18 protein-coding genes are annotated in these 18644 nt (G+C 67.8%); 6 read left to right on the top strand and 12 right to left on the bottom strand.

Translation table 11 applies throughout. From position 1 onward, the window contains the following. Positions 1-183: 183 nt before the first annotated feature. Both ACLHIH_RS04865 and ACLHIH_RS04860 read left to right on the top strand, forming a co-directional pair. Positions 184-1707 carry a hemolysin family protein gene (locus tag ACLHIH_RS04865; RefSeq protein WP_411315571.1) on the top strand — a complete coding sequence of 508 codons (1524 nt, stop codon included), beginning with the start codon at positions 184-186 and terminating at the stop codon, positions 1705-1707. Continuing rightward, entirely contained in the window at positions 1704-2750 is a 1047-nt protein-coding gene (locus tag ACLHIH_RS04860; protein ID WP_411315570.1) for a hemolysin family protein, read from the top strand. Before ACLHIH_RS04865 ends, ACLHIH_RS04860 begins: the two co-directional genes overlap by 4 nt. 167 nt (positions 2751-2917) lie before the next feature. Here the strand turns inward: ACLHIH_RS04860 and ACLHIH_RS04855 are convergent, their stop codons facing one another. The 3 genes from ACLHIH_RS04855 to ACLHIH_RS04845 form a co-directional block, all read right to left on the bottom strand. Continuing rightward, positions 2918-4549, bottom strand: a complete 1632-nt coding sequence (locus ACLHIH_RS04855) for a catalase (protein ID WP_411315569.1) — start codon at positions 4547-4549, stop codon at positions 2918-2920. Between the two features lie 87 nt (positions 4550-4636). Further along, positions 4637-5056, bottom strand: a complete 420-nt coding sequence (locus tag ACLHIH_RS04850) for a Fur family transcriptional regulator (protein ID WP_411315568.1) — start codon at positions 5054-5056, stop codon at positions 4637-4639. A gap of 107 nt (positions 5057-5163) precedes the next feature. Next, a complete protein-coding gene (locus ACLHIH_RS04845) occupies positions 5164-5715 on the bottom strand; it encodes a YbhB/YbcL family Raf kinase inhibitor-like protein (RefSeq protein WP_411315567.1) in 552 nt (183 codons plus the stop codon). A 173-nt stretch (positions 5716-5888) separates the two neighbouring features. Here ACLHIH_RS04845 and ACLHIH_RS04840 point away from each other — a divergent pair, with 173 nt between their 5' ends. Then, positions 5889-6521 (top strand): dihydrofolate reductase family protein, encoded by a 633-nt coding sequence (locus ACLHIH_RS04840; RefSeq protein WP_411315566.1) that lies wholly within the window; start codon positions 5889-5891, stop codon positions 6519-6521. A gap of 9 nt (positions 6522-6530) precedes the next feature. Then, positions 6531-7235: a DUF899 family protein gene (locus ACLHIH_RS04835; RefSeq protein WP_411315565.1), complete on the top strand. Its 705-nt coding sequence runs from the start codon at positions 6531-6533 to the stop codon at positions 7233-7235. 76 nt (positions 7236-7311) lie between these two features. Here ACLHIH_RS04835 and ACLHIH_RS04830 read toward each other — a convergent pair whose 3' ends face one another. From ACLHIH_RS04830 to ACLHIH_RS04810, 5 genes are all read right to left on the bottom strand, one after another. Beyond that, positions 7312-7692, bottom strand: coding sequence for a DUF3253 domain-containing protein (locus ACLHIH_RS04830; protein ID WP_411315564.1), 381 nt, complete (start codon positions 7690-7692; stop codon positions 7312-7314). A 78-nt stretch (positions 7693-7770) separates the two neighbouring features. Beyond that, positions 7771-8244, bottom strand: coding sequence for a heme-degrading domain-containing protein (locus tag ACLHIH_RS04825; protein WP_411315563.1), 474 nt, complete (start codon positions 8242-8244; stop codon positions 7771-7773). Continuing rightward, entirely contained in the window at positions 8237-8764 is a 528-nt protein-coding gene (locus ACLHIH_RS04820) for an NUDIX hydrolase (RefSeq protein WP_411315562.1), read from the bottom strand. The genes ACLHIH_RS04825 and ACLHIH_RS04820 overlap by 8 nt, the downstream gene beginning before the upstream one ends. Further along, entirely contained in the window at positions 8734-10791 is a 2058-nt protein-coding gene (locus ACLHIH_RS04815) for a prolyl oligopeptidase family serine peptidase (protein WP_411315561.1), read from the bottom strand. Before ACLHIH_RS04815 ends, ACLHIH_RS04820 begins: the two co-directional genes overlap by 31 nt. A 39-nt stretch (positions 10792-10830) precedes the next feature. Next, positions 10831-11604 carry an SDR family oxidoreductase gene (locus ACLHIH_RS04810; RefSeq protein WP_411315560.1) on the bottom strand — a complete coding sequence of 258 codons (774 nt, stop codon included), beginning with the start codon at positions 11602-11604 and terminating at the stop codon, positions 10831-10833. A 46-nt stretch (positions 11605-11650) separates the two neighbouring features. Here ACLHIH_RS04810 and ACLHIH_RS04805 point away from each other — a divergent pair, with 46 nt between their 5' ends. Further along, positions 11651-12433, top strand: a complete 783-nt coding sequence (locus ACLHIH_RS04805; RefSeq protein WP_411315559.1) for a glycerophosphodiester phosphodiesterase family protein — start codon at positions 11651-11653, stop codon at positions 12431-12433. Positions 12434-12598: 165 nt separating this feature from the next. Beyond that, on the top strand, positions 12599-12964 hold the full coding sequence (locus ACLHIH_RS04800) for an RNA polymerase-binding protein RbpA (protein WP_411315558.1): 366 nt from the start codon (positions 12599-12601) through the stop codon (positions 12962-12964). A gap of 26 nt (positions 12965-12990) precedes the next feature. On the opposite strand, the gene ACLHIH_RS04795 is transcribed toward ACLHIH_RS04800, so the two are convergent. From ACLHIH_RS04795 to tatC, 4 genes are read right to left on the bottom strand one after another with little or no spacing between them, the layout of a single operon-like run. Further along, on the bottom strand, positions 12991-13767 hold the full coding sequence (locus ACLHIH_RS04795) for a polyprenol monophosphomannose synthase (RefSeq protein ID WP_411315557.1): 777 nt from the start codon (positions 13765-13767) through the stop codon (positions 12991-12993). Beyond that, the gene (lnt, locus tag ACLHIH_RS04790; RefSeq protein ID WP_411315556.1) at positions 13760-15337 is read right to left on the bottom strand and encodes an apolipoprotein N-acyltransferase; all 1578 of its coding nucleotides are present in this window, start codon (positions 15335-15337) and stop codon (positions 13760-13762) included. Before lnt ends, ACLHIH_RS04795 begins: the two co-directional genes overlap by 8 nt. Before the next feature lie 55 nt (positions 15338-15392). Beyond that, on the bottom strand, positions 15393-17876 hold the full coding sequence (locus ACLHIH_RS04785) for a DEAD/DEAH box helicase (RefSeq protein ID WP_411315555.1): 2484 nt from the start codon (positions 17874-17876) through the stop codon (positions 15393-15395). Continuing rightward, positions 17873-18616: a twin-arginine translocase subunit TatC gene (gene tatC / locus ACLHIH_RS04780; RefSeq protein WP_411315554.1), complete on the bottom strand. Its 744-nt coding sequence runs from the start codon at positions 18614-18616 to the stop codon at positions 17873-17875. The genes ACLHIH_RS04785 and tatC overlap by 4 nt, the downstream gene beginning before the upstream one ends. Between the last annotated feature and the right edge of the window lie 28 nt (positions 18617-18644).

Below are 18644 nucleotides of genomic sequence, written 5' to 3'. Positions count from 1 at the left end.
GGAGTCGTCGCGGTCAGGGGAGTCTCAGAGTGATGACCCGGTACTCTTGGTCCACTTGTCAAACAACCTCAGAAAGGCGTTGAGAGCGCACATGCCCTCCACCTTCCTCTCCTCCGGTGCCATGGACACCGACCCGCACCAACCCGGCTCGAGGGCATCCACGCCCTCGATGGAGGTGATCACATGGTGATCGAGGCCCTCCTGCTCCTTCTCGTCGGCATCGTCGTCACTCTCGTGATCATCGCCGCGAACGGCTATTTCGTCGCGCAAGAGTTCGCCTACATGTCGGTCGATCGCAACAAGCTCGGCGCTCAAGCCGCGGCTGGCGACGCCTCCGCCGCGCGGGCGCTCACCGTGACGAAGCGCACCTCCTTCATGCTCTCGGGGGCTCAGCTCGGCATCACGATCACCGGACTCCTCGTCGGATTCGTCGCCGAGCCGCTCATCGGCCAGTCGATCGGCGCTCTGCTCGGCGGTGTAGGTATACCCGCTGCGGTGAGCATCACCCTCGGAACCGTGCTCGCCCTCGCGCTCGCGACGATCGTGCAGATGATCTTCGGTGAGCTCTACCCGAAGAACCTCGCGATCGCGAACCCCGAGCCGCTCGCTCGGGGACTCGCGCGATCGACGTCGTTCTATCTGCTGGCCTTCGGATGGCTCATCACCGTCTTCGATCACGCGGCGAACGCGCTCTTGCGTCTCCTGCGCATCGAGCCCGTGCACGACGTCGACTCGAGCGCCACGGCGCGCGACCTCGAGCGCATCGTCGCCGACTCGCGTGACAGCGGCGACCTCCCCGCCGAGCTGTCGTTCATGATCGACCGCATCCTCGAGTTTCCCGAGCAAGACGTCGAGCACGCGATGATCCCGCGCTCGCTCGTCGACACCGTGCGACCCGAGACCACGATCGGCGAACTGCGCGAGCTCATGGCACGCGCACACACGCGATACCCCGTCGTCGACGATGAGAGCCAGCCCCTCGGGGTCGTGCAGCTCGTCGACGTTCTCGGAACCACGCTCTCGCCCGACGCCTCGGTGACCGAGCTCATGCGACCGAGCGCGGTCGTGCCGACCCTCATGAAGCTGCCCAACGCGCTCGCGGAGATCGTGCGGTCGAAGAATCAGCTCGCGTGCGTCATCGACGAGTACGGCGGATTCGCGGGAGTGCTCACGCTTGAAGACCTCGCCGAAGAAGTGGTCGGCGAGATCACCGACGAACACGACGAGGAGGCCGGACCGTCGATCCAGCCCGACGGCGACGGGGTCTGGCTCATGGATGGCGACGTTCACGTCGACGAGATCCAGCGGGCTCTCGACGTCGAACTGCCCGAGGGTGACTTCGAGACCCTCGCCGGTTTCGTGATCGCCGAGCGCGGCGGTCTTCCTGCCGAGGGTGAAACCCTTCACATCGAGATCCCGGATGATCCGGGCGATCTGATCTTCGACGACGAGGTGCACCGATCCCTCACGGTCCAGGTGCTCGAAGTCGACAGGCACGTGCCGAGTCGCGTTCGCGTGACCCTCGTGCGCCGGTCGAACTCGGACGACGAGCCCGATGAGAAGCCCGACGAGGTTGCCGGAACTGCCGAGACGAGCGGATCCCCGGAGGCCGGCGATACCGCCGAGACCCCCGAACCGAGCGTGCTCGAGGTCAGGGACACCGTGACCGCGACCGACGACGACACCGCGAAGGAGGTCGACCGATGACCGACACCATCATCGTCATCCTCGTCACGGTGGCCCTCATCGCGCTCAGCGCGTTCTTCGTCATCATCGAGTTCGCACTGCTCGGGGCTCGCCGTCACCGTCTCGAAGAGACCGCCGCGACCGACCGGTCCGCGAGGGCCGCCCTCAAGGGCGTCAACGAGCTGACCCTCATGCTCGCGGGTGCCCAACTGGGAATCACCGCGTGTACCTTCGCCCTCGGAGCGATCACCAAGCCGGCGCTCGACTACTGGCTCGGCCCGATCTTCGAAATGTGGGGCATGCCGGACTGGGTCGCGGGAACCCTCGCGTTCGCGCTCTCCCTCTTCGTCGTGACCTTCCTCCACCTCGTCGTCGGTGAGATGGCACCCAAGTCATGGGCGATCGCCCACCCCGAGACGGCGGCGAAAGTCATCGGAATCCCGTCTCGCGTCTACATCTGGCCGTTCCGTCCGCTCCTGGGCTGGGTCAACAGCATCGCGAACCGTCTCGTGAAGGCGTCCGGGGTCGAGCCAGTGGAGAGCGCGGCGGTCGGCGGGCACAACACGCAGACCATCGGCCACCTCGTCGAGCTCTCCGCGCAAGCGGGAACCCTCGAGAAGTCGTTCGAGACCCAGCTCTCCGGAGCGCTCGAGCTGCAGACCCTGCGGCTCGACGAGCTCGTCAACCGTTCGGCCACGCCGACGGCGGTCGGGCACGGGGCGACGGTCGGAGACATCCAGCGTGCCGCCGTCGACTCGGGTCACTTGCGCATTCTGCTCGGCACGGTCGGAGACGACGTCACCGGAATGGTGCACGTTCGCGACACGATGCTCGAGTCGGTCGACGCCCCGGCGGCGCCTTTCGCGCGCGAGGTTCTCGTGCTCGAAGGCAAGACGCCGGCGTACGAGACGCTCGCGCGCATGCGGGCGACGAGCCAGCAGCTCGCCGTGGTCGTCGACGACGAGAAGTTCATCGGCGTCGTGACGCTCTCGGACGTCTTGCTGCGGGTGCTCCCGCAACTCGACGAGGTGTCGAGCCCGTCGGTGTCGCCCACGACGCGGTAGTCGGTCTCCGCGGAGAACGTTTTCTGCAGAGAATGCCAGACCGAGAGCGGTCGACCTCCGGGTCGGCCGCTCTCGTCGTTGTCGCGCCGGCACAACGCCGAAGCGGCGCACCCCCGAGGGGATGCGCCGCTTCGCGAGTCGCCGGGTGGCCCGGCGTCAGGGTCGGATCAGACGAGCACGACGCGCTCGTTGGGCACACAATGCGTCATCACGAGACCGCTGACGTCGCGCGGACCGTTGGCACCGAGGTTGGCGAGACGGGCGAGCTCGTCGTCGTCGAGCGTCTGCGTCGCGAGGGGTTCGAGGTGCTTGACCTCGTCGACGGTGATGCCGATGCCCTCGCCGAGGCGGAGGCCGAGTTCGTCGTCGACCAGGAGCATGTGCCAGACCATGCGCTCTTGAACGGGGCGAGCAGCCTGACCGATGAGACCCGTGAGGTTGGCGACGAGGTCGTCTTTCTCCCACTGCTCGAGCAGCTGGTAGCGCTGACCCGCCTGCGTGTAGTCGTTCGTGCGGGGCAGACGAGCGCGAGTCAGGCGTCCCTCGTAGACCGGACCCTGCTCGGTGTGAGCGGGCTTCGGAGCCTCCTGCAGTCCGCCCGTGATCGACGGCTCGTAGTTGACATGAGGGTTCTGGCCGGTCTGGTCGACGTGGTACGACATCTGGCCGTCACGCTGGTTCGTGGCGACGGGGACCTTCGGGCTGTTGACCGGCAACTGCAGGTAGTTGGGGCCCACGCGGTAGCGCTGCGTGTCGCTGTAGGAGAACGTGCGACCCACGAGCATCTTGTCGTCGGAGAAGTCGAGACCGTCGACGAGCACTCCGGTGCCGAAGGCGAGCTGCTCGTTCTCGGCGAAGTGGTTGGAGACGTTGCGGTTGAGCACCATGGTGCCGACGGTCTTCGGCGGGAAGACGTTCTCGGGCCAGACCTTGGTGTCGTCGAGCGGGTCGAAGTCGAGTTCGGGGTGCTCGTCGTCGCTCATCATCTGCACGCGGAGCTCCCACTCGGGGAAGTCTCCCGCCTCGATCGAGTCGTAGAGGTCCTTCGAGGCGTGACCGAGGTCGCCGCCCTGGATGACCGCGGCATCCGCTTCGGTGAGGCTCTTGACTCCGGCTTTCGGAATCCAGTGGTACTTCACGAGAACGCTCTCGCCGGCCTCGTTGACCCACTTGTAGGTGTTGACCCCGAAGCCCTGCTGGGTGCGGTAGTTGGCGGGGATTCCGCGGGGGCTGAAGAGGTTGACGAGCATGTGCATCGACTCGGGGGTCTGCGACATGAAGTCGAAGATGCGCGATGCCTCCTGGCGGAAGGTCACGGGGTCGGGCTTGAGGGAGTGGATGACGTCGGGGAACTTGATGGCGTCACGGATGAAGAACACGCCCATGTTGTTGCCGACGAGGTCCCAGTTGCCGTCTTCGGTGTAGAACTTGACGGCGAAACCGCGGGGGTCGCGGGCCGCTTCGCTCGAGTCGCGCCCGCCGATGACGGTCGAGAACCGGATGGCGATGTCGGTGCGCTTGCCCGCCTCTTGGAAGAGCTTCGCGCGAGTGAATTTGGCGATGGGCTCGTCGCCCCAGGTGCCGGTCGCTTCGAAGTAGCCGAAGGCGACGGCTCCACGGGCGTGGACGACGCGCTCGGGGACCCGTTCGCGGTCGAAGTGGGAGACCTTCTCGAGGAAGTGGTAGTTCTCGAGGGTGGCGGGGCCGCGGGCTCCAACGGTGCGCTGGTTCTGGTTGTCGTAGACAGGGTGCCCCTGTCGTGTGGTCAGGTTCGTCGGTTCGGTGGTGTCGTCCGTCATGAACGTGCCTTTCTCTCGTGGCGTTCCCGGGCTGTCCGGGAGGGAGGAAGTGGGGGAGGGCAGGGGAGGGGAGGGGAGGGGAGGCGGTCAGGCCGGAGCACACTCGGCGCACAGACCCCAGAAGGTGATCTCGGCCTGGTCGATGCGGAAACCGGCGGTCTCCGACGGGGTCAGGCACGGCGCTTCGCCGTGGACGCAGGGGATGTCGCTCGTCTTGCCGCACGACCGGCACACGACGTGATGGTGGTTGTCGCCGACGCGTGACTCGAAGTGGGCGGGGAGTCCCGCGGGTTGGATGCGCCGCACGAGCCCCGCGTGCTCGAGAGCGTCGAGCGAGTCGTAGACCGCTTGAACCGACACGCCCCCGATTCGCGCGCGCACGAGTTCGACGAGCGCGGCCGCGCTCAAGTGCTCGTGGGGCTCGGTGCCGTCGAGCACATCGAGCACGGCTGCGCGCGGCGCCGTGGCCCGGAGGCCGGCGTCGCGGAGTCGCTCGGTGGTCTGCATACGTCCCTCTTGCTTATTTGGATTGATTCCAAACTAGCGCGCGATGGGCGGTGGCGTCGAATCCGCCGCGGGAGTGTCGGACATCGCCCAGGGGGAGTGGTGCGAGATCACTCCGCCGCGGGCTCGGCGGGCGTCTCCGCGGTTGCGACGATCGTCGCGCGGGCGAGGATGTGCGATGCCATCGTGAAACCGAGGAAGGCCGGGGTGCAGTCGTCCGGAACCCCGATGTCGTCGACGTCGAGAGCGTGAACGGTGATGACGTAGCGGTGCTCGCCGTGCCCCGCGGGGGGAGCCGCGCCGACGAATCGCGGTGCGCGCACCTCGTTGGGCACCGTGATTGCGCCCTCGGGGAGGAGCGCGAGGTCGGGGTCGCCCGCTCCGGCGGGGAGGGACGAGGTGTCGGCGGGGAGGTTGGCGACAGCCCAGTGCCAGAATCCCGACATCGTCGGAGCGTCGGGGTCGTACACGGTGACGGCGAAGCTGCGGGTCTCCGCGGGCGCACCCGTCCAGGAGAGCTGCGGTGATTCGTCGCGGCCGCCGGGGAGCCCGAACATCCCGGACAGCTGAGCCGGAGCGAACGGGCTGCCGTCGGTGACGTCGTCGCTCGTGAGGGTGAAGCTCGGAACCTCGGGGAGTCGCGCGAAAGGATCGTTGGCCATGGTGGCTTCTTTCTGTCGGAGTGGCGGGACGGAGACTGGATCTCTTTCAACATATGCCCCTTCGCCCGCGACGGGATGTGAGAGTCGCCGTCGTGGCGGCCCCGGTGCTCGAGCGGTACCGTGGTCCGGTGATCGCCCCGACGAGGGGGGCGGGCTCGAAGGGGAGTGGGAGCATGAGCGCCACACTGACGGTCGATTTCTTCTGCAGTCTCGACGGCTACGGTTCTGCCGAGGGGTGGCCGGGCTACTGGGGCAAGGAGGGCCTCGAGCTCGTGGCTGACCGGGTGAAGACGTTCGCGCACGACCAGGTGCTCGTGTTCGGTGCGACGACGTTCCGTGAGTTCAGCGAGTTCGTGACGGAGTTCGACGAACCGTATTTCGACAGGTTGACCGAGCTGCCCAAGATCGTGTTCTCGAGCACGCTCGACGAACGCTCGCCCGGATGGCAGAACTCGACGGTCATCGCCGAGGATGCCGTCGGTGCGATCGAGCGCCTCAAGCGCACGACCGATGTGCCGATGCGATCCCACGGCAGCATCACGCTCAATCGGGCTCTGCTCGCCGCCGGCCTCGTCGACCGACTCGAAGTGATCCTGTTCCCCGCGGTGACCGGGCGAGCGGGGTACGCGTCGCTGTTCCACGGCGGGGCGGAGTTCGACCTCGACCTCATCGAGTCGTCGGTCTTCGACGCGCGCACGATCAAGCTCGTCTACGCGCCGACCCTCCACGGCGCCATTCCGGAGGGCGTTGGGCCGCAGCCGAGAGACCGGGGGAGTGCCCTCGACGGCGCCCCGAGCCTTGGCTAGCCTCTCACCATGGTCATCGCACAGCCGCCCATCGTCGACGATGCGGAGTGGCGGCGTCAGGTCGCCACGCTAGCGGCGCAGGAGAGCGCCGTCGCTGCCGAACTCGACCGCCTCGCCGCGGCACGCAAGAGGATGCCGATGGTGCGAGTCGATCGTGACTATCTGTTCGAGGGGCCGAGCGGCGAGGTCTCGCTGCTCGACCTCTTCGAGGGCAGGTGCCAACTGATCCTCTACCGGTTCTTCTTCGAAGAGGGAGTGGATGGCTGGCCCGATGCCGGATGCGTCGGATGCAGCTCGTGGGCGGACGGGGTCGCTCAGCTCGGCCTCCTGCACGCGCGGGACATCACCTTCGCGATGGCGTCGCCCGCGCCCCAGCCGACCATCCGGGCGTACGCCGAGCGGATGGGATGGACGGACAAGCCCTGGTACACGATTCGCACCGAGGCGTTCACCGACGACTTCGGAGCCACCGAGTGGTTCGCGATCAACGTGTTCCTCCGTGTGGGCGACGACATCTACCGCACCTACTTCCTCCAGGACGGCGCCATGGTCAGCAGCATCGGCAGTGTCACGTCTCTTGCTGCGCTCACGCCCTACGGCGGCCAGATCGAGGGGGAGGATGTGCCGGAGGGGTGGCCTCAAGCGCCCATGGCGCACTGGATGCGCCGTCACGACGAATTCGGAGGACTGACGCCTCCATCCCGCCTCACTTGACATAATGTGCATTATCGGCGCATTGCCCCGCGCGGGTGGGCGCCCGAGAATGAGGCGGCAGCCCCACCCGCACGCGTTACGCGCGGCGGATGCGGATCGGCCCTTTGGCCGTCGACGGATCGACGACGCTGCCGCGCTGCGTGATCTCGACATCGCCGCTGTCGACGAGTCGTCGTGCGGCTCGCCTGGCCGGCTCCATGAGGTCTCGCCAGTCGTCACCGCCGACGGCTCGAGCCGCCTCCGACGGGCAGATCGTCGCCGACGCCGCTCGGGTGCTCAGGAGAGACAGGATCGACTTCTCCAAGTCTCGATCGGTGGGTGAGACTTTGCGGCTGCGGCAGGAGGAACTGCAGTATGCGACATCCGCCCAGTTCTTCTCCCACTTCTTGCGCCACTCGATCGTGCGCCCGCATGAACGGCACGTCTTCGATTGCCTGTCGGTGGCGTGTGACATCATGCCCTCACTGTGCCTCACGCGTGTGACAGTGGGCTGTGTCGGTGGGCCGCGTCAGCGAGCTGTGTCCGTGACACCCGGTCACTGCGAGGCGAGCAACGAGCGGATGCCCTCGACGGCCAGGTCGTGGTCGTCGCGCTGCGGCAACCCCGACACCGTGACGGTGCCCACGACTCCGACGTCGCGCACCGCGATCGGGAACGCGCCGCCGTGACCCGCGTAGACGAGCGGATCGATCCACGGCGCCTCCTCGAAGGCGTTGCCGTTGACGGCGGCGCGGAGGCCGGCGAGGTGCGAGCTGATGCCGAATTCGCGCACGGTGTTGACCTTGCGGGTGACCCAGCGGTCGTTGTGCGCCGCGGTGCCGTCGAGGGCGGCGTGGAACAACTGCTGCTCCCCCCGCGTGATGTCGATCGTCACGGGCAAGCCGCGGTCGCGCGCGAGGCCCACGAGAGTGCTCCCGAGCTGCCAGGCGTCGTCGTTCGTGAATCTCGCGAGCACGAGGTCGCGTTCCTGGGCTTCGACCTCGGCGATGCGAGCGGCGATGTCAGTCATGGCTGCGGTCCTTTCGGTGATCCTGTGGCGTTGCGCTGAGTGGCGTTGGTGTGGCGTGCTGAGCGATGAGGTCGAGGAGCATGGGCGGCTCCCACGATTCGGTCGTCTCGCGGAGCTCGTCGAGTGACCACCAGCGGTGCGCGAGAACGTCGATGCGCTCGTCGTCGGTCCAGTGCGTATCGGAGGGCACGAATCGGTCGGTGTGGAGAACGTAGAACTCGGCGTGCCCCGTGTCGTGGTCTCCCCCGGTGTAGTCGACGTCGAAATCGAACGCGAACACCGGTTCACCGAGGTCGTCGACGGCGAGCCCGGTCTCCTCGAACAGTTCGCGCACGGCGGCCTCGTGGTGGGACTCCCCCGGGTCGACGCCGCCACCGGGGGTGAGCCACCGCGTCGGTTGTGCCGGAACGGAACCGAGCGTGTAGAACATGAGGATTCGCCCGCTCGGGTCGACGACGAGGATCCGCGACGTCGCGCGGTGCCGGGCGATCATGCCGACACCGGCAGGTGGCGCGCCCACCACTCGAGGGTGGCCTCGAGCCTCTGCACGCGGTGACGCGGGCTCCCGGTGCGCGGCAGATCGTGGCTCTCGCCGGCGAAGAGCAGCAGCTCGGTGTCGACCCCGCGCCTCTTCAGAGCGAAATAGAACCTCTCCGCCTGGTCGGAGGGATTGCGGCGGTCATGCTCCGCGTGGATCACGAGGGTCGGAATGTCGATGCCGTCGATCCGGTCGTGGATGCTCAGGGCGGCGAGTCGGGCGCGGTCGGAGCCGGGGTAGTCGTCGGCGAAATACACGCTGATGTCGGATGCGCCGACGTACGTCGACGGATCGAGATACGGGCGTTCGATGATCGCCGCGGAGAAGAGGTTCTCGTCTGCCGTGAGCCACGCCGCGAGCCACGCGCCGTACGACGCTCCCGCGACGCCGATCCGCGTGCTGTCGATGCTCGGCGTGCGCTCGAGAACCCCGGCGAGGAAGTCGAGGATGTCTGCACGATCCGGAGCGCCGAGGTCGTGCCTCGTGGCGCGAGCGTGCGACTCGCCGAAGTCTGCGGCGCGACGCAGATCGGACATGATGACGGCGTACCCCGCCGTCGCGTAGACCTGCGCCTCGTCGAACAGCGAGATCGAGAACGACGCGTACGGTCCCTCCGGCACAAGGACTATCGCGGGATGCGGACCCACCCCGGGAGGCTCGACGACCCAGCCGTGAAGCCCGTGGCCGTCGCGGGCGGTGACCGTGACCTCGGTCGGCACGAGGATGTCGAGGTGCGAGACATCCGCCGGGCTGAACAGAGCGCGCTCTCCCCCGGGGTCGACGACGACGAGGGTCGCGGGGTGGGCCGCCGTCGACGTGCTCGCGACCACGACACCGTCGCGCTCGTCGAAGCCCGTGACCTCGAGGTCGCCCGACAGGATGACGTGGGTCCTGCCCTTGCCCGCTCCGTGCACCTCGACGAGGTCGAGGCGTCCGTCCCACCGTTTCGGCACGATCACGCCCGTCTCGGTGACGACCATCGCCAGATCGAGCTCGCGGAAGTCTCTCGCGAGGTGGATGAGCCCGGTCGGGATGGTCCACCGCGGGTTCGTCGTGTCGACCGACATGAGCGCGGTCGCGTCGACGTTGAGCCTCGCCTGCGGTTCCGTGCCCGTCTGATCGGTCGCGGTGAAATAGAGCTCGCCGTGCCGACCCATCGCGAGAGCCCCCATCGTCGTCGCCGCGATCTTCGCCGGAGTGTTTCCGGGGGTGTAGACATGGTCTCTCGGGTAGGCGGCGTCGAAGGTGATCTCGAGGATCGAGGTCGTGAGTGTCGACCTGATCGACGACAGCCCGGTCCAGACGGCGAAGACCGATCCGCCCGAGGGCGCGAAGACGATGCTCGTGTGGGTGCCCGCCTGAGTCGAGATCTGGCACGCGATCGCCGAGTCGACCGGGCCCACCTGTGCGGGTCGCGTGACGTCGAGGAGAAAAACGTGCGCCTCGCGGTCCCGATCGAAATCACCATCGAACCCGGCACCATCGGAGCGGTACTTGAGAGTCGTGATCCTGCGCGGGTCGTCGGGAGCGGATGCGTCACGGGCGAAACGGTCGGGGTCGAGCACGCCCGCGATGAACGCGATGCGCGTCGAATCGGGTGACCAGACGAAAGAGGCGACGCCGAGGGGCGCCGCGGTGGCGATGACCGGCGTGACCGGGGCATCCGGAGCGGCGCCCGCGCCGGTCGTCGATGCCGGGACCAGGGCGATCTGGCGTCGCCCGTCGACCTCGGTCTGGTAGGCGAGCCACTCACCGTTTGGCGAGAATGCGGGCGCCGAGTCGAGAGGGCCCCGAGTGAAGCGCGTCGGCGCTCCCCCGGTCACTTCTCGTCCGGTCGCTTCTCGCCCGGTCGGCGTGTCGACCCGGCCGAGAGAAACCGTCCAGAGCTCGCCGACGTACCGGTTCGCATCGACGTCGGCGCGACGGGTGGCGACGACCGCTCGCGAGCCGTCGGGGTGGATCGTCGGCGTGCCGAGAGTGACGAGCGCGGAGATGTCGGAGGGTTTCATCGAGGCCCATCGTACGGAGGTGCGGTGGAGCCGAGACCCCTAGCTGCGGAAGTCGCTCACGTCGCCCACGTAGCGCGTGTTGCCCGACGGCACCGGCTCGACGACCGCGAGGGCCACCTCGGCGGCGAACTCGCCGACGTTGTAGAGGCGCCCCGCGGCATCCTTGCGCGCACTGATCGCCCCGGGGTTCGCCCGCTCGAGCAGGGTCGCCGTGATGGTCCCCTCGATCATGTCGCCCGACACGACGACGAACTCGACCTGCTTCTCGGCGAGGGTCGGAATGAGCTCGCGGAGCGCGACCTCTCCCGCTCGCTTGCTGAGGGCGACGGGGAGGTATTCGGGCATCGTCTCGACCGTGTCGATGAAGTGGGCCTGGTGACTCGTGACGAAGACGACGCGAGCGCCCGGAGCGAGCAGCGGCAGCGCCTCGGTGAGGAGGTCGACCTGGGCGTCGCGGTTGAGCGCCATCGCGTAGTCCTCGGCCATCCCCGACTCCATGCCGCCCGAGGCGTTCATGACGAGGATGTCGAGCGCGCCCCACTCGCTGCGGATCGTGTCGAACATCGCCGACCGTGATGCCCGGTCGGTGAGGTCGGCGCCGATGGCGATCGCCGCGCCGCCGCCGTCTTCGATCGCCGCGACGAGCTTGAGTGCCCGTGCCTCCTTGTTGCGGAAGTTGATGACGACGCTCGCGCCCGCCGCGGCGAGATAGCGGGCCGTGTCGGCGCCGATCCCCCGAGACGAACCGGTGACGAGGGCGCGCTTGCCGTCGAGCGAGTGGGCGGGCAGAGTCGAGGCGTCGGTGCTGTTCACGGGTGTCGACCCTAGCAACTCCTCCGCTCGAAAGGACGCACGGCCCATGTTCGACGACCGCCCCCGCTCGCCCTTCTTCAGGGGCACTCCCCCGCGGGTCATCGCGCACCGGGGCCTCGCGCTCGAGGCGCCCGAGAACACCGTGCTCGCGTTCGCGGCGGCACTCGCCGCGGGTGCCGACATCCTCGAGACGGATGTGCACGTGAGCGCCGACGACATAGCCGTCGTCAGCCACGACCCCGACCTCTCGCGGCTCGCCGGGCGGGCGGGGGATGTCTCCCATTTCCCTCTCTCGCAACTGGCCACGATCGACCTCGGGTCGGGTCAGACTTTCTCGTCTCTCGCGGAGGTGCTCTCGGCGTTCCCCGACGCGCGGTTCAACGTCGACGTCAAGACGCCGGGGGCCATCGGCCCCACCGTCGCGGCGGTGCGCAGCGCGAAGGCCTCCGATCGCGTGCTCATCACCTCGTTCTCCGACTCCACTCGACGCGACGTCGTGCGGCGACTGCCCGGGGTCGCGACATCCGCGTCTCCCCGCATCGTCATGCTCGCGCTGCTCGCGATCCTCGCGCGCTCGACCCGGCTGCTCGGCTGGGTCACGAAGAGCGTCGACGCGATGCAGGTGCCCGAGCGTTACGGACCCGTGCGCGTCGTCACGGCTCGCACCGTCGCGTGCTTCCACGCCGTCGGCATGGAGGTGCACGTGTGGACGGTCAACGAGGCTCGCGACATGGATCGACTGCTCGACATCGGGGTCGACGGGCTCGTGACCGACCGCGCCGACCTCGCCCGGATCGTCATCGAAGCACGAAAGTCAAGGGGCATCTGAACCGGTCGTCCGCCCCCTAAGGTGGGGGTGCCTCGGCCCGGATCCCGACATGCCGGTCGCCCTCCAAAGCACTGGGAAACCTCTGTAAACGCTGGGTGCGGGAATGTTTCAGGCCATCCTCGGGGTTGTGCTCATCACGAAGTAATGCGAGAAAGGGGCCACACCATGGCAGATCGCAGTTTGCGCGGTATGCGACTCGGATCCCAGAGTCTGCAGAGCGAAGAAGGCGTCACCTTCTCACCGCGAATCACCAGTACCTACCAGTCGGCAGATGGAACGACCTTCGACGTGACATTCGCGTCGGACGCCGAGATTCCGCAGAGCTGGGAGTCACCGAAGTCGGGTCAAGAGGGAATCCTCATCGCCGCCGATGGCAAGCCCGTCGTCATCGAGCCCGTCGACACGAAGGTTCCGCGAACCCACTGGGACATGCTCCTCGAGCGTCGCACGCGCGGCGAACTCGAAGAACTGCTCAACGAGAGGCTCGACGTGCTCCGTGCGCGCAAGGGCCAGCAGAAGGTCGGCGCGTAACTCGAACATCGGACGTCCCCGTCGCATCACGCGCCGGGGACGTTTTTTGTTGCCGGTGCGGCCGTCGACGACCCGCGGATCGGGTCGACGCGGCGGAGCGCCCTCGTGAGCCCCCACCACGTGACGCGAGCGAGAGCCTCGACGACGATGGCCGTGCGCATCTTCGACACTCCGTGCACTCGCTCGATGAAGGTGATCGGATGTTCGACGACGCGGGCGCCTCCGCGCTCGAGCCGCCACGCCATCTCGACTTGGAAGCAGTACCCCTGCGATGACACGGTGGAGAGGTGCGCGTGCCGCAGGGCGGCCGTGCGCAGCACGCGGAAACCCGACGTGAGGTCGCGGATCGACGACCCGAGCACGAGTCGGGAGTAGGTGTTGCCGCCGCGGGAGATCACCTGGCGCAACCACGGCCAGTTCTCGACGCGACCGCCGGGCACCCAGCGCGACCCGATGACGAGATCGGCGCCCTTCCGTGCTGCCGCGATCATGGCGGGGAGCGTCGCAGGATTGTGCGAACCGTCGGCATCGATCTCGACGACGAACTCGTATCCCCCCTCGATGGCCCGATCGAACCCCGCGAGGTAGGCGGCGCCGAGCCCTCCCTTGGCCTCGCGGTGCAGAACCGAGATGCCGGCGTCGGTTGCGGCGAGGTCGTCGGCTCGTCGCCCGGTGCCGTCGGGGCTCGCGTCGTCGACGATGAGGAGGTCGGCCGACGGCACGGATTGCCGGATGCGGCCGACCATGCTGTCGATGTTCTCGATCTCGTCGAAGGTCGGCAGCACGATGAGGGTGTCAGCCACGCGCCCTCCTCGAGCCGATACTGAGGGCGATGAGCCCCGCGAGTGAGAGCCAGGCGATCGCGAGCTCGAGTTCCCGACCGAAGACCGTCGAGGGTGTCGTCGTAGAACTGAGGGGCACGTCTTCGATCATCGATCCGGGTTCGAATGTCGGCAAGCGGTCGATTGTGCTGCCGTCGGGGGCGATAATCGCCGACGTTCCGACGGTCGAGATGTTGACGACGCTGCGGCCGGTCTCGAGAGCCCGCATGCGCGCGATCGCGAGCTGTTGCACGCTCTCGTCGCTGCGCCCGAAGTCGGCGTTGTTCGTGGGGGCGAGGATCACCTCGGCCCCGTCACCGATCATCTGACGCACGAGAGCGTCGTCGACGATGTCGAAGCAGATGGCGACGCCCGCGAGAACACCGTCGATGTCGAAGATGTTGTCGCGTTGACCGATCGAATAGTCCCGAGGGATGAGGGAGAGCAGGTCGGGGGCGAGCGGGTACCAGAAGTCGCGATCGGGCAGGTATTCGGCGAACGGCACCGGGTGGATCTTGTCGTAGATGTCTGTCGCGCCCTCGCCCCGCTCCCACAGCAGGAGGCTGTTGTAGACGTCGTCGCCGGGCGTCGTGATGGTTCCCGTGACGAGGGGCGCGTTCATCCGTTCGCTCACGAGGTCGAGGGCGGATGCCGCCTGGCTGATCTCGAGGGGGTCGAGATCGGAGGCGTTCTCGGGCCACACGACGACGTCGACGTCTTCGCCGTAGAGGGGCTCGGTCGCGGCGATGTGGTCGTCGAGGATCTCGCCGGCACGGTATTCGGCGAAGAGACCCGCGTCGGAGTCGCCCTGTACGGCGGCGACGCGCATGGTGCCGCTTTCGACGATCGGGAACGCGGGCATGAGCGCGAGGATGGCGATGAGTGCGACGGGGAGGAGGCCCGAGACGATGCGGCCGGAGGACCGCGTGTGGCGGTAGGCAGCGGCGATGAGAGCGGCGACGAGAGCGAGCAAGAACGAGAGCCCCGAGACGCCGACCCACGCGGCGAGGTCGCCGAAGACGCTCTCCGACTGAGAGAACGCGAGGCGTCCCCACGAGAAACCGCCGTACGGCCACGAACTCGTGACGAGTTCCCGACCCGTCCACAGAGCGGCGACGACGGCGGGGACGACGAGGATGCGCAACCACCACCGCCGCGAGAGTCGATCGCCGAACCTCCACGCGAGCGTGATGAGCACGGCCCCGATCGCGAAGAAGACCGTCTGCAGCCCCGCGAGGGCGAGCCACGGCACCGCCCCGAGGTAGATCGTGAGCCAGAAGATGTGGGTGCCCCAGAAGGCGAAACCGCCGACGAGCCCGACGAGGAGCGACGTGAGCACCGAGCGCCCCGCGAGCGCGACGAGGATGAGGGGTGTTCCGACGAAGACGAGCGGCCACCACCCGAGACCGGGGAACGAGAGAGACAGCACCACTCCCCCGACGGCGGCGAGGAAGATCGCGAGGTAGAGGGGAACGGTGCGTCCGGCCGGAGTGGTGATGCTGCCCGTCGGGGTCAGGCCCCAGCGGTGCTGCTCAGGGGCGTGCGCGCTCATTCGACCCAGCCTAGGTGGCGACTCGGTGTGCGACCTGCGTGTGGATGCCGCCGGGTCACGCGACGCTGCTGTAGGCGACGATTCCGCGCCTGATGAGGTCGAGCGCCGTGCGCGCTTTCGGGCCGACGGGGGCATCGGCGACCATCGAGAGCTGGTCGAGGAGGTCGATCGTCTGCTTCGAGAGTCTCACGAAGTCGCCCGCCGCGAGTTCGGCATCCTTGAGGACCGAGTTGAGACTCGCACCCTGAGCCCACCGGTTCATCGCGAGTGAGAGGCCCGTCGAGATGGGGGCGCTGCCCGGGAGCTTGTGCTTCGACTCGAGGTCGTCGAGCCGACTCCAGATGTCGGTCGTCGCGTCGAGGGCGGGGCGGAAGGCCCCCTTCGGCAGGTAGCGGTCACTCAGCTGGCCCTCGTCGCGCCGCGGCTCGTAGATGAGGGCTGCCGCCATCGCCGCGAGCCCCGCGGGGTCGAGGTCGTTCCACACTCCGCGCCGCAGACACTCGGCGACGAGGAGGTCGCGGTCGCCGTATATGCGCTTGAGCATGCGCCCCGAGGGGGCGAGCTGCACGGCACCGTGCTCGTTGCGATCGAGGTAGTCGAGCTCCATGAGCACGTCGGTCACCCGGTCGAAGACGCGGGCCACGGCCCCCGTGCGCGACCGGATCTGCCGCGTGAGGTCGTCCGACTGTTTTTTGAGCTTGAACCAGCGCTCGGACCAGCGCGCGTGGGCTTCGCGGTCGTTGCACGCGTGGCACGGGTGCTGCTTCATCCGTCGGCGCAGGGCCTGCAACTGGTGCTGACGCTTGTCGCGTTCGGCCCGGCTCTGCAGGTCGCCGCGCACGGCCCCCTTGCGCTCGAGGTCGGTGAGTTCGCGTCGGATGCCGGCGTACTCGGTGAAATCGCCCAGGTGGCACTGCATCGCCTGGGCGTAGCCGTCCAGGGATTCCTGCTGGCTGCGAACCTTGCGTGCGAGGTCGACGACCGCGCGGTCCGCCTGGAACTGCGCGAACGACGACTCGAGCACCTCGCGAGTGCGCTGACGCCCGAACTGCTCGATGAGGTTTACAGCCATGTTGTAGGTCGGCCGGAAGCTCGAGTTGAGGGGGTAGGTGCGCCGGGAGGCGAGGGACGCGACGGCTTGGGGGTCGAGCCCGTCTTGCCACTGGATGACGCTGTGCCCCTCGACGTCGATGCCGCGACGACCGGCGCGACCGGTCAACTGGGTGTACTCCCCCGGTGTGATCGGCACGCGGGCTTCGCCGTTGAACTTCTCGAGCTTCTCGAGAACGACCGTGCGAGCGGGCATGTTGATGCCGAGCGCGAGGGTCTCCGTCGCGAAGACCACCTTGACGAGCTTGCGGCGGTAGAGCTCCTCGACGACCTCCTTGAACGCGGGGAGCATGCCGGCGTGGTGGGCGGCGACCCCGCGCTCGAGCCCCTCGAGCCACTCCCAGTATCCGAGCACGGCGAGATCCTCGTCGAGGAGCGTACGGCAGCGTTCCTCCACGATCTCGCGGATCTCGTCGCGTTCGTCGGTCGTCGTGAGTCGTGCGCCGGCGCGGAGCACCTGGGAGACGGCCTGGTCGCATCCGACCCTGCTGAAGATGAAGAAGATCGCGGGAAGCAGGTTGTGGCCGTCGAGCAGGGAGATGACCCCCGCGCGGTTCATGCGGGCATCGTCGGGTCGAGCGCCCGAATGGTAGCCGCCGCGCGAGCCGCCCGAGCCGCGGGATCCCCCCGATCGGCCCTGGCGAGCAGACGAGGCGCGGGCGCCGCCCCGAGACATCTGCACGAGTTCGGGGTTCACTCGCGTGATCGCCGCGAGCCCGGCCGGGTCGAGGACACTCCGATCGCTCGAAGCGAAGAGGTCGACGAGCTTCGTGCGCATGAGGATGTGCTGGTCGAGAGGCACGGGGCGCTCCTCTGACACGATGACCTCGTTGTCGCCGCGCACGGCCTGGAGCCAGTCGCCGAACTCCTCGGCGTTGGAGACCGTCGCGCTCAGCGAGACGAGGCGCACCTCGCGCGGGAGATGGATGATGACCTCCTCCCACACGGCACCGCGGAACCTGTCGGCGAGATAGTGCACTTCGTCCATCACGACGAAGGACAGGTCGCTGAGGAGGTCGGAATCCGCGTAGAGCATGTTGCGGAGAACCTCTGTCGTCATGACGACGATGCGGGCGCTCGAGTTGATGTTGGTGTCGCCCGTGAGCAACCCCACCTCGCTCGCGCCGTACTCCGCGACGAACTCCTGGAACTTCTGGTTGCTGAGCGCCTTCATGGGCGCGGTGTAGAAGACCTTCGCGTGGGGTTCGCGCATGGCGAGGTAGACCGCGAACTCGGCGACGATCGTCTTTCCTGCGCCGGTCGGGGCGGCCACGAGCACCCCGCTCCCCCGCTCGAGGGCGGCGCACGCCGCGATCTGGAACGGGTCGAGGTCGAACTTCAACCGGCTGCGGAACGCGTCGAGCCTCGGCAGCCCGCGCCGCGATTTCGATGCGGCGAACCGCTCCGCCGGCGAGAGTTGGTCGGTCACAGCGGGGCTCCCTCGGTGACGAGTCGGGCTCGGCGGCGCGCCACGACGCGATCCCGCATCCACGCGATGCCCACGGCCGCGAAGTAGAGGCCGATCATGGGGATGGCGAGGAGGAACATCGAGAACACGTCGGCGGCGGGCGTAGCGAACGCGCAGAAGACCGTGATGGAGAGGATGGCCCAGCGCCACCCCGTGAGGATCGCCTTGGCCGAGATCACACCCATGAAGTTGAGGAGCACGACGAAAACGGGGAGCACGAACGCGACACCGACGGCGAGGATGAGCTTGAGGGCGAAATCGACGTAGTACTTCGACAGCAGGATCGTCGAGTCTTCGGGTGGCGCGAACCGTGCGAGCACCGAGACGATCTCGGGGAAGATGAAGAAACCGGCGGCGCACCCGACGAGGAAGAGCGGCACCGCGGAGAAGAAGAAACCGAAGGTGTAGCGCTTTTCGGTGCGCGTGAGGGCCGGTGTGACGTAGGCGAAGATCTGGTAGAGCCAGACAGGGCTCGCGAGCACGATGCCGACGGTGATGGCGATCTGCACGCGGAGGTCGAACGGTCCGGTGAGGCTGTCGTAGTTGAGTTGTGCTTCACCCGCGAGCTGGGTGATGGGTTCGCGCAGCAGTGCGAGAACGAACGGCGCGACGATGAAGCCGACGATCGCGGCGACGAGCACCGCGAGGGCCGAACGGAACAGTCGCTTGCGCAGTTCGAGGAGGTGCTGGGCCAGCGACATCCGACCTTCGCCGTTCGCGCGTTTCTGG

The organism is Marisediminicola sp. LYQ134, from assembly GCF_046599635.1.
Classification (GTDB): Bacteria; Actinomycetota; Actinomycetes; order Actinomycetales; family Microbacteriaceae; genus Marisediminicola.
The sequence above is the reverse complement of the archived record's forward strand: the minus strand, read 5'-3'. Positions and strand labels throughout refer to the sequence as shown.